General features: G+C 33.7%; 1 pseudogene. It reads left to right on the forward strand.

Annotated features, from left to right (window positions below):
• Positions 1–323: pseudogene (locus BV375_RS37785) on the forward strand (IS982 family transposase); the annotation flags it as partial.
• Between the last annotated feature and the right edge of the window lie 460 nt (positions 324–783).

The following is a 783-nucleotide window of genomic DNA, read 5'->3' on the forward strand; positions in this document are numbered from 1 at the left end:
TGTTGGGCGATAGAGCTTATATTTCTCAAACAGTTCAAGCTGATTTATTTGAAAGTTACCAGGTAAAATTAAAAGTTCCTTTCCGCTGCAATCAGCACGAATACAGGAAATATTCAAAAAAGAACAGATCTAAACGGCAGATGGTGGAAACAGTATTTGCACAACTGTGCGACCATCTAAATCTAAAGAAGAACTATGCGAAAACTTATGCAGGAATCGTTGCCAGACTAACATCCAAGCTATCTGGAGTTTCCATTCTACAATTTATCAATTTTCAAAATGGAAACAGGCTATCCAAAATTAAACATGCATTGAGTTTCTAGTAGCACAACACGTTATATCTAATTATGATTCTTTAGCTTCAAGCAATTCCTCCAGAGCAATTGTGAAATCTGCTGTTAAGTATTTAAGAGAGTTAAAATTTAATCAGAAGGTGGATATTACATCAATTAGAAGAGTTAATGAAATTTTAGCTCCTTTAAATTCTATTGGAAAATTAAAAAAAATTACCATTAACGATTTCTAAAATTACGGTGGTGGATTTTGTAATAATGTTAGATAAATATTGTCCATAAGTGAATGCCGCTAGCATTTTCAATTCTAGTTTTCTCATCCAAACATCCGTCAATCGCCATTCATCATCCATTCTTTGGTTTTTATCATTCAACATTCAGCATATAACATTTAACATCAAACATCGTATGCCCGGCGTCGCACATGTAAGGCGCAATTTTCTACGTCATTCATTCAGCATTCAACATTTAACATTCAACATCCACCATC

It is taken from the genome of Nostoc sp. 106C (assembly GCF_002154725.1).
In the GTDB taxonomy this organism is placed as follows: Bacteria; Cyanobacteriota; Cyanobacteriia; order Cyanobacteriales; family Nostocaceae; genus Aulosira.